The sequence below is a fragment of the Paenibacillus sp. MAH-35 genome (genome assembly GCF_058135425.1).
This window is the reverse complement of record NZ_JBYUPU010000021.1, coordinates 104,294-113,343: the sequence shown is the minus strand read 5'-3', so window position 1 is coordinate 113,343 and position 9,050 is coordinate 104,294. Positions and strand designations below refer to the sequence as shown.

5 protein-coding genes, 12 tRNA genes and 1 rRNA gene are annotated in these 9,050 nt (G+C 53.0%); all 18 read left to right on the top strand.

Going from position 1 to position 9,050, the window contains the following annotated elements; all coding sequences use genetic code 11:
- Nucleotides 1-2 precede the first annotated feature (2 nt).
- Nucleotides 3-119 (top strand): 5S ribosomal RNA (rrf, locus tag AC3Y2E_RS21240).
- Nucleotides 120-130: 11 nt separating this feature from the next.
- Nucleotides 131-206 (top strand) — tRNA-Asn (locus AC3Y2E_RS21235).
- Between the two features lies 1 nt (nucleotide 207).
- Nucleotides 208-280: transfer RNA gene (locus AC3Y2E_RS21230), tRNA-Thr, on the top strand.
- Between the two features lie 26 nt (nucleotides 281-306).
- Nucleotides 307-378, top strand: a tRNA-Glu gene (locus tag AC3Y2E_RS21225).
- 69 nt (nucleotides 379-447) lie between these two features.
- Nucleotides 448-523: transfer RNA gene (locus AC3Y2E_RS21220), tRNA-Val, on the top strand.
- A gap of 6 nt (nucleotides 524-529) precedes the next feature.
- Nucleotides 530-605 (top strand) — tRNA-Thr (locus AC3Y2E_RS21215).
- Nucleotides 606-616: 11 nt separating this feature from the next.
- Nucleotides 617-688: transfer RNA gene (locus tag AC3Y2E_RS21210), tRNA-Gln, on the top strand.
- Nucleotides 689-702: 14 nt separating this feature from the next.
- A tRNA-Lys gene (locus AC3Y2E_RS21205) sits at nucleotides 703-775 on the top strand.
- Nucleotides 776-786: 11 nt separating this feature from the next.
- A tRNA-Leu gene (locus tag AC3Y2E_RS21200) sits at nucleotides 787-866 on the top strand.
- A 14-nt stretch (nucleotides 867-880) separates the two neighbouring features.
- Nucleotides 881-955, top strand: a tRNA-Gly gene (locus tag AC3Y2E_RS21195).
- Nucleotides 956-963: 8 nt separating this feature from the next.
- Nucleotides 964-1,040: transfer RNA gene (locus AC3Y2E_RS21190), tRNA-Arg, on the top strand.
- 23 nt (nucleotides 1,041-1,063) lie between these two features.
- Nucleotides 1,064-1,137, top strand: a tRNA-Pro gene (locus AC3Y2E_RS21185).
- 11 nt (nucleotides 1,138-1,148) lie between these two features.
- Nucleotides 1,149-1,219: transfer RNA gene (locus AC3Y2E_RS21180), tRNA-Gly, on the top strand.
- A gap of 520 nt (nucleotides 1,220-1,739) precedes the next feature.
- Entirely contained in the window at nucleotides 1,740-4,535 is a 2,796-nt protein-coding gene (ppc, locus tag AC3Y2E_RS21175) for a phosphoenolpyruvate carboxylase (RefSeq protein ID WP_379213877.1), read from the top strand.
- 741 nt (nucleotides 4,536-5,276) lie between these two features.
- A complete protein-coding gene (gene sigW / locus AC3Y2E_RS21170) occupies nucleotides 5,277-5,849 on the top strand; it encodes an RNA polymerase sigma factor SigW (RefSeq protein ID WP_190931744.1) in 573 nt (190 codons plus the stop codon).
- A gap of 116 nt (nucleotides 5,850-5,965) precedes the next feature.
- A complete protein-coding gene (locus AC3Y2E_RS21165) occupies nucleotides 5,966-6,571 on the top strand; it encodes a zf-HC2 domain-containing protein (RefSeq protein ID WP_379213857.1) in 606 nt (201 codons plus the stop codon).
- Between the two features lie 354 nt (nucleotides 6,572-6,925).
- Nucleotides 6,926-7,750: a diadenylate cyclase CdaA gene (gene cdaA / locus AC3Y2E_RS21160; RefSeq protein ID WP_190931746.1), complete on the top strand. Its 825-nt coding sequence runs from the start codon at nucleotides 6,926-6,928 to the stop codon at nucleotides 7,748-7,750.
- Complete coding sequence (locus AC3Y2E_RS21155) at nucleotides 7,740-8,960, top strand: CdaR family protein (protein WP_379213854.1); 1,221 nt, start codon at nucleotides 7,740-7,742, stop codon at nucleotides 8,958-8,960. The genes cdaA and AC3Y2E_RS21155 overlap by 11 nt, the downstream gene beginning before the upstream one ends.
- Nucleotides 8,961-9,050: the final 90 nt, after the last annotated feature.

Here is a 9,050-nt window from a genome sequence, read left to right as displayed (position 1 = left end):
CGTTTGGTGATGATGGCGGAGGGGATCCACGCGTTCCCATCCCGAACACGACCGTTAAGCCCTCCAGCGCCGATGGTACTTGGACCGCAGGGTCCTGGGAGAGTAGGACGTTGCCAAGCGATTCACATATTCCCTGATAGCTCAGTTGGTAGAGCACTCGGCTGTTAACCGAGTTGTCACAGGTTCGAGTCCTGTTCGGGGAGCCATGCTTCCATAGCTCAGTAGGTAGAGTGCATCCATGGTAAGGATGAGGTCACCGGTTCGATCCCGGTTGGAAGCTTCTCTCGCATAACGCGGGGGACACACGGCCCGTTGGTCAAGGGGTTAAGACACCTCCCTTTCACGGAGGTAACAGGGGTTCGAATCCCCTACGGGTCATTGTTTTCCATAAAGTAATGTTACCGATGATTACATAATGGGCTTACTTTATGGCAAATCTACTGATGAGGACGCTTAGCTCAGCCGGGAGAGCATCTGCCTTACAAGCAGAGGGTCGGCGGTTCGATCCCGTCAGCGTCCACCATAATTCGCCGCTGTAGCTCAATTGGTAGAGCAACTGACTTGTAATCAGTAGGTTGGGGGTTCAAGTCCTCTCGGCGGCACCATCTCAGTACGTTGGGGATTAGCCAAGCGGTAAGGCAACGGACTTTGACTCCGTCATGCCTAGGTTCGAATCCTAGATCCCCAGTATTCCCTTCATGAGAGCCATTAGCTCAGTTGGTAGAGCACCTGACTTTTAATCAGGGTGTCGTAGGTTCGAGTCCTACATGGCTCACATTTAATTAAGCGCGTGTGGCGGAATTGGCAGACGCACTAGACTTAGGATCTAGCGGGCGACCGTGGGGGTTCAAGTCCCTCCACGCGCATCTTTTCTTCATACGCGGACGTGGCTCAGTGGTAGAGCATCGCCTTGCCAAGGCGAGGGTCGCGAGTTCGAATCTCGTCGTCCGCTCCATATATGATGTGCCCTTAGCTCAGCCGGATAGAGCGTTTGACTACGAATCAAAAGGTCGGGAGTTCGAATCTCTCAGGGCACGCCATTTTTAATCACATAGCTTGGTATCGGGACGTAGCTCAGCTTGGTAGAGCACCTGGTTTGGGACCAGGGGGTCGCATGTTCAAATCGTGTCGTCCCGACTTTTCTTTTTGCGGGTGTAGTTCAATGGTAGAACTCCAGCCTTCCAAGCTGGTAGCGTGGGTTCGATTCCCATCACCCGCTTTCATATTTCGCCGACAAAGCTCTGAGAAATCAGAGCTTTTTTTGTTGTTTGAGACGTTAGGATTTAGTTTTCATTGTACATAAGTCGTCCATCGGTTAGAAGAAGCGTATGTTCACCCGGCAGGGGAATGTTGCTTCATTATTCTGAATTGGACTCGCATGAGACAAGCGCGTTCGAACGTTGGTATCCCCAAAAACTACCTTAACACTTGGATATAGATTTCTAACGTGGGTAAAGTATGCTTGAAGTGCAAGAAATGGATACCGGGAACAAGCATCTTGTCGGATTTTGCACTTGAATTATCGCCCGTTAACCAATAAGATAGAAAGGACATAGTTGTATGAGTGGCGGTACGTAAAAGGCATTCGGCAGTTGGGTGTGAAATCGTGACCGTGAGGTCTTTTTTTGCGTGTGCCCGGGTGCTCCGATGTTTCTACATCGGGAAATCGGGTTATTACTGCGTGATAGCAGTTATGCCGTGATAATTGCCGAATGACCTAGGGGATGGAGGGAAACATGATGACGGAAGTAACGATCGAACCGAATCAAGGCAATTCGAGCCATCATCTGCTGCGCAGGGACGTGCGCTTTCTAACGACCATACTGGGGGAAGTGTTGATCCATCAGGGCGGCCAGGAGCTGCTTAGCCTGGTCGAACAAATCCGCGAGATGAGCAAAACGCTCAGAGCTTCCTACGAGCAAGCTTTGTTTCAAGATTTCAAAACCGTAGTCCGTTCGCTCAGTCCGGAAGACCGGCATAACGTCATTCGCGCTTTTGCGATTTATTTCCAATTGGTGAATATTGCCGAGCAGAACCACCGCATTCGCCGCAAGCGCGATTACGAGCGTTCCGCGGGCGAGAAGATTCAGCGTGAATCGATCGAAGGAATCATCGCCGAGCTTCATAAGGACAACGTGCCTCCTTCGGAACTGCAAGATATTTTGCAAACGATCTCGCTTGAGCTCGTAATGACGGCTCACCCGACGGAAGCGACGCGGCGTGTCGTTCTGGAGATTCACCAGCGGATTGCAAGCGATGTGATGAAGCTGGACAACCCGTCTCTGACGAATAGGGAAAGAGAACAGCTTCGCGAGAAGCTCGTCAGCGAAGTGCTTACCCTGTGGCAAACCGATGAACTTCGGGATCGCAAGCCAACCGTACTCGATGAGGTCCGCAACGGACTGTACTATTTCGATGAGACGCTGTTCGATGTTCTCCCGGAAGTGTATCAGGAGCTCGAACGCTGCTTGAATAAATATTACCCGGATGTCGACTGGCACGTTCCTGCGTTTTTGCGGTTCGGCTCCTGGATCGGCGGCGACCGTGACGGAAACCCGTCCGTAACCGCGCAGATTACTTGGGAGACGCTGACGATGCACCGGCAGCTCGCTCTCCAGAAGTACGAGCAGCAGCTCGACGAACTGATGAACCATCTGAGCTTCAGCACGAACATTGTCAAGGTGACTCCGGAGCTGCTTGCCTCGATCGAGAGCGACAAGGAGCACATCCGCTTGAAGTCCGAGGACGTATGGCGTAACGATAACGAGCCGTATCGGATCAAGCTGAAGTATATGGTCGAGAAGATTATCAACGCACAGTCTCACGGTACTAAGAACAGTCAGGCCAAATACACGACTCCCGAGCAGTTTCTCGAAGACTTGTGGCTGATCGATCGCAGTCTGCGAAGCCATTACGCGGGGTATACGGCGGATATTTACATTCGGAAGCTTATCCGTCAGGTCGAGTTGTTCGGCTTCCACCTGGCCGGTCTGGACGTCCGTCAGCACAGCAAGGAACATGAAGCTGCGATGGGCGAGATTTTAGCCAAAATGAATATCGTCGACAACTACGCGGCGCTCTCCGAACAGGAGAAAATCAAGCTGCTTAGCGATCTTTTGCTGGACCCGCGTCCGCTGATGTCTCCATACCTGGAATATTCGGAATCGACGCTCGAAGTGATTAACGTGTACAAAACGATCAAGGCTGCACAAGCCGAGTTTGGACGCAAATGTATTACGACGTATCTGATTAGTATGACTCAGGGCGCAAGCGATCTGCTCGAGGTTATGGTACTGGGCAAAGAAGTCGGTTTGTATCGCCGGGAGTCAGACGGTACGGTCCATTGTACACTGCAGCCTGCTCCGCTGTTCGAGACGATCGACGACCTGCATGCAGCGCCAGGCATTATGGAGACGGTCTTTAACATTCCGGCGTACCGGAATAGCATCCCTGATTTTAACCATATCCAGGAGATAATGCTGGGCTACTCCGACAGTAACAAGGACGGCGGCGTCATTACGGCCAACTGGGAACTGCGTGTCGCGCTTAAGGAGATCACCAAGGTCGCCAAGCGCCATCAGGTGAAACTTAAGTTTTTCCACGGACGCGGAGGAGCGCTCGGACGCGGCGGTATGCCGCTGAACCGGAGCATTCTGGCCCAGCCTCCGGAAACGATCGGCGGCGGTATCAAGATTACCGAACAGGGTGAAGTGCTATCTTCGCGTTATGCGCTCAAAGGCATCGCTTACCGGAGCCTGGAGCAGGCTACGTCGGCGCTGATCGCTAGCGCCCATCTGTCGAAGCACCAGCAGGTGGACAGCAACGAGCACGACTACGAAGTCATTATGAAGTCGATCTCCGAGCAGGCGCAAACGAAATACCAGGATCTGATTTTCCGCGATCCGGATTTCTATACGTTCTTCAAAGAATCTACGCCGCTGCCGGAGATCGGTGAGCTGAACATCGGTTCCCGTCCGGCCAAGCGGAAAGGCAGCGACCGGTTCGAGGATTTGCGCGCCATCCCATGGGTGTTCGGCTGGACCCAGAGCCGGTACCTGCTTCCAGCCTGGTATGCCGCGGGATCGGGCCTGCAAACCTTTTATCAGGGCAAGCCGGACAATCTGGAGACGCTCAAGCAGATGTATGTGAGTTGGTCGTTCTTCAGCTCGATGATCGATAATCTGCAGATGGCGCTTGGCAAGGCGGACTTGCTGATCGCCAAGGAATATTCGCAAATGTCCAGCAACCAGGACGCTGCGAAACGGATCTTCGATCAAATTAACGACGAATATGAGCTGACGTCCCAGCTTATTCTGCAAATTACAGGCCAGAACGAAATACTGGACAACCAGCAGGTTATTCAGGAATCGATCAAGCTCCGCAATCCGTACGTAGATCCGTTAAGCTACTTGCAGGTACAGCTGCTGACCGAGCTTCGCTCGCAGTCTGACAATTCGAGTGAGACTACGGAATTGCTGCGCGAAGTGCTGCTGACGATTAACGGAATTGCAGCCGGCTTGAGAAATACAGGCTGATCGAGACTTTTTACCATCGGATGACGAGTCGCAAAGTCGGGAACGTTTCTGAACAGAGACGGTTCTCGACTTTTTTCATGAAAAAATGTAAAGTGATAAGAGAGCGGTATGTCCGCCTGCGGGAGAGAGTGACTCGGCTGATCAGGTGCAGCATCCTGCATGGTTCTGGAGCGCATCATGCTCGTACCGTTCGGCGCATCCTGTTAGGTGATGCTGTCTCTGTATGTCAAGATGGCGTGCCACGGAGGGTTGACGAACGTCCGGCTCAGCGCTGGTCGTATATCGATGAGTACGGCAATTTTGCGGTGGATAGTATTGTTTATTCCGAAAGCGTGAGCGAATCGGTTCCGGGAGCCTTGGACCCGGCTGGCGTCGGTCGGGCTATTCGGTCTGACGGTTTACCCCGTTTTTCTATAACCGTGGTGGTCTCGATTGAACGTATCTTGGTCAATTGGGTTTTAAGTTTCAATTAACGTGAATAACGATTGTGATGGAGTGCGTATATACCCGGAGCTCCCGACTTTATATCGGTTATTGCGGCAGTGTTAGTTAAGGAGCGGTACTTGGTTCACGGTAGAGACCAGATGGTCTTCTGTGGGCGAACCGGTAATGCCCGTCCAGTGGGCGGGAGTTGTTTTCATACTTCTCGGAATCGTCGTTTCCGAATCTTTGTTCTTCCCGGGCCTGAACAGCCAGGGTGAGCGAAGGAGCGGGGCGTGAGCCGGGATGGGGGGCATGTCGGTGAATTTTGTGGAAACGAGGCTGGCGAAGCTGGCTCGCAATGGCGACCGTCGGGCGTTTGCCGAACTGGTCGACCTTTATAAAGATAAAATTTATCACCTGGCCTACCGGATGCTGCATAATGTGCAAGAAGCGGAGGATGTGGTTCAGGAGACGTTTTTGCGCGTATATACGAATTTGAACCGCTTTGACGATACGCAGAAATTTTCGACGTGGATTTACCGGATCGGAACGAATCTGTGCATCGACCGTCTGCGGAAGCGCAAGGCGTCGTATTCGCTGGACGCCGAAGTCAGCGACAGCGAAGGAACCGATTGGTACTCGATGCTGGCGAGCGGGGAGCGGACGCCTGAAGGGGAGTTGCTGCTGTCGGAGACGCAGGAGCAGGTGCGCAAGGCGATCGATGCGCTGCCGGAGAAGTACAAGTCGGCGGTGATCCTCCGGTATTTGCACGATATGTCGCTGCAAGAGATCGGCGAAGTGCTGAATATGCCGGTTACGACGGTAAAAACCCGCGTTCACCGCGGGCGCGAATATTTACGGGAACGGCTGGAGAAAGATTCGCTGCTGTAGGCCCGATAAATAATTTGGGTTTCTGGAGAAATTGTTGAAACGATTACGAAGCAGTCACGTATTGTACGATACGATTCGTTATGCACTAAAATGTAAGGAAAGGAGTGGCACGAAAGATGAACTGCAAAGAAGCCATCCTTTTGATGCACGACCATCTGGACGGAAACCTGAACGGTCCTGAAGCGGCGGAGTTGAAGAAGCATCTGGGAACATGTCCGGGCTGCCGCGAGCGTTATGCGAAGCTCGACAAGGCGGGAGCGCTCGTCTCCTCCTTGAAGCCGGTACCTCCACCCAGTCATTTGACCACCGCATTCATCATGCAGGGCTTGCCCGCTCCGGCCAAACGCATCGTCTGGATGAAGTGGGTTCGTCGGCATCCGGCAGCCTCGGTTGCTGCGATCTTCTTCGTGGTCATGCTCGGCAGCTTCCTCTCGATGTGGAACCAGAATACAGAGCTTGTCGTACACGGTGACATGGAACAGCTCGTCATCAGAGGACATACCGTCGTCGTTCCGGAAGGCAAGACGGTACAAGGCAATCTGATCATAGAGAACGGGCAGGTCGAAGTAAACGGCAAGATCAACGGCAATTTGACCGTCATTGACGGCAATTACGCCCTTGCCTCCACCGCTCAAATATCTGGCGATATTACGAGTGTCAACCAGGCGGCGGAATGGATCTGGTACAAGGTGAATCAAATGATATCGTTATTTACGAAATAACCCCGTATGCTGCAGCGAGCTCCAATTCGCCGCCGGCATGCGGTTTTTTTTATGAACAGGCAGGACAAGCGGGCGTTTGGATTGTTACCGGGCTAATTGCGGGCATGCAAGATCCGGACAAGTCCGATCAGGATCAGGGCCGGACGTCTCATGCTGCACGATTCGCGCCGCGGCTCATGGATAGACATGCTGCAACATTCGAGCCTTCAAGTTTTTCGGAAAGAGAGGTTTTTTGCTGAAAATATGGTATGATTTAAAATGACGCGACAAATTGCAAAATCCCGCGGCATCGGTCCGCCAGCCGGACTGCGAACAGACATAGAGAGGCTCCTGTGGGCCCATGGGGGAACTGGGATGGAACTATTAACGGAAATCCGAATTAAAGATATAATCGATATCCTGATCGTCAGCTACGTCATCTACCAGCTGATTCTCCTTATGCGGGGGACGCGCGCGATTCAACTGCTGCAGGGGATCGTCGTCGTTGTCCTTGCCTGGGCGCTCAGTATATGGTTTAACTTGAATACGCTCCAGTGGATGATGAACCAGATGTTCACCTTCGGGGTGCTGGCGGTTATTATCATCTTCCAGCCGGAACTGCGCCGGGCGCTGGAGCAGCTTGGGCGGGGGAAGCTGTTCAGCCGCTCTTCCACGGACGAGGAGCATGAAGTGACGCACCGGATCTCGCAGATCTTGAAGGCGGTCAATTATTTGTCCAAACGCAAAATCGGGGCGCTGATCGTATTCGAGAGGGAAACCGGGCTGAACGATTATGTGGAGTCGGGCATTCAGCTGGATTCGCAGATCACATCCGAACTGCTGATCAATATATTTATTCCGAATACGCCGCTGCACGATGGAGCCGTCATTATCCGGAAAAGCCGTATTATGGCCGCAGGCTGTTACTTGCCTTTATCGGAAAATCCGTTCATTAGCAAGGAGCTTGGGACACGTCACCGCGCGGCGATCGGGATGAGCGAAGTGAGCGATGCGATCTCGGTAGTCGTCTCGGAGGAGACGGGTCAAGTTTCGCTTGCCCTCAACGGCCAGATCGTGCGGGATATCAAGGAGGAATCGCTCGTCTCGAAGCTGTTCGAGGAATTGAAGCCGAAGGCCAAAGCCAAGGAGAAAACTCCTTTCTGGAAGCGGAAGAGAGGGGATACGCAGCATGATGGATAAATGGCTTCGCAATACGAATGTCGTAAAAGTGATCGCGCTCATGTTGGGCATCCTGCTGTGGGCCGTCGTACATCTGGATAGTAAATCTACGACCGGCGGAGGCTTCTCCGCTGCCGAGGAGAAAGAAATTTACAACGTCAAAGTAACGCCGGTGTTCGACGGCAACAAGCTGCATATCGAATCGATGGACCCGACGGAAGTCATGATCCGGGTGCAGGGCAAGGAAGCCGCTCTTAAGAAAATAGGCGTCACTCCCTATCAGATCGTACTCGACTTGACTAACGCGAAGGTTGGCGAGAATACGGTGACGCTTGTCGCGAAAGATTTTCCGACAGGGGTTAAAGTATCGATATTCCCGCCGTACGCGAGAGTCGTGCTGGAAGAGAAGCAGATGAAGGAAGTGCCGGTTCAGGTCGATCTGATCGGCAACCCGGCTAACGGCTTCAAGGCCGGCCAGCCTGTAGCGAAGCCGGGGCGCGTCATACTCACGGTGCCTAGCGGCCTGATGGACGAAGCGATCACGGTGAAAGCCGAGGTTAATGTCGACAACGCGCAATCCGCAGTTACGAAGCAGGTGAAGCTGGTGGCGCTCGATAAGAACGGCAAGGTGCTGAATGTCTCGATCAGTCCGCCTGTCGTCGATGTAGAGGTGCCAATTACCCAACCGTTTAAGAAGATGCCGATGCAGCTCAAAATCGTCGGCGAACCGGCGCCGGGGTACAGCGTCTCCGCCTTCCAGTCTTCGATCGACCAGATCACGGTCTACGGGCCGCAGGAGCTGCTCAATACGCTAGATTTCTATGAAGGACCGCCGATCGATTTGAACGGGCTGAAGGAAAACAAAGACTTCACGCTCGATATTCCGCTGAAGCCGAGAATCACGCTGCTCGATCCGACCAAAGTGGAGGTTAAAGTTCAAATTGTGCCGTCCGATAAAAAGACGCTGGAGCAGGTACCGATTACGATTATCGGGCAAAACAATAATTTCGACACGAAAATCAAAACGCCGCAAGGCGGTACGTTGAATATAACGGTGGAGGGCTCGCCGGCGACGCTTGCGAAGCTGAAGGCCCAGGACATCCAGGCGATCGTCGACGTAAGCAACCTGCCTCCGGGCGAGCATACGGTGAACGTAAACCTGAATCTGCCGCAATTCGTCAAAAAGGTGGAACAGGATACGAAAGCTGTAGTGGAGATTACCGCAAAGTAATCTCCGCTGCGCGATCGACCGTGTTTTGACGAAGGAAAACGCCGAAGCCTAGGAACTACAGATAAGCCGGTGCAACCAAAGGAGAGGAAC

Coding starts and splice junctions, on each gene's coding strand:
- ppc (WP_379213877.1), top strand. CDS start 1,740: ATGACGGAAGTAACGATCGAACCGAATCAAGGCAATTCGAGCCATCAT.
- AC3Y2E_RS21165 (WP_379213857.1), top strand. CDS start 5,966: ATGAACTGCAAAGAAGCCATCCTTTTGATGCACGACCATCTGGACGGA.
- cdaA (WP_190931746.1), top strand. CDS start 6,926: ATGGAACTATTAACGGAAATCCGAATTAAAGATATAATCGATATCCTG.
- AC3Y2E_RS21155 (WP_379213854.1), top strand. CDS start 7,740: ATGATGGATAAATGGCTTCGCAATACGAATGTCGTAAAAGTGATCGCG.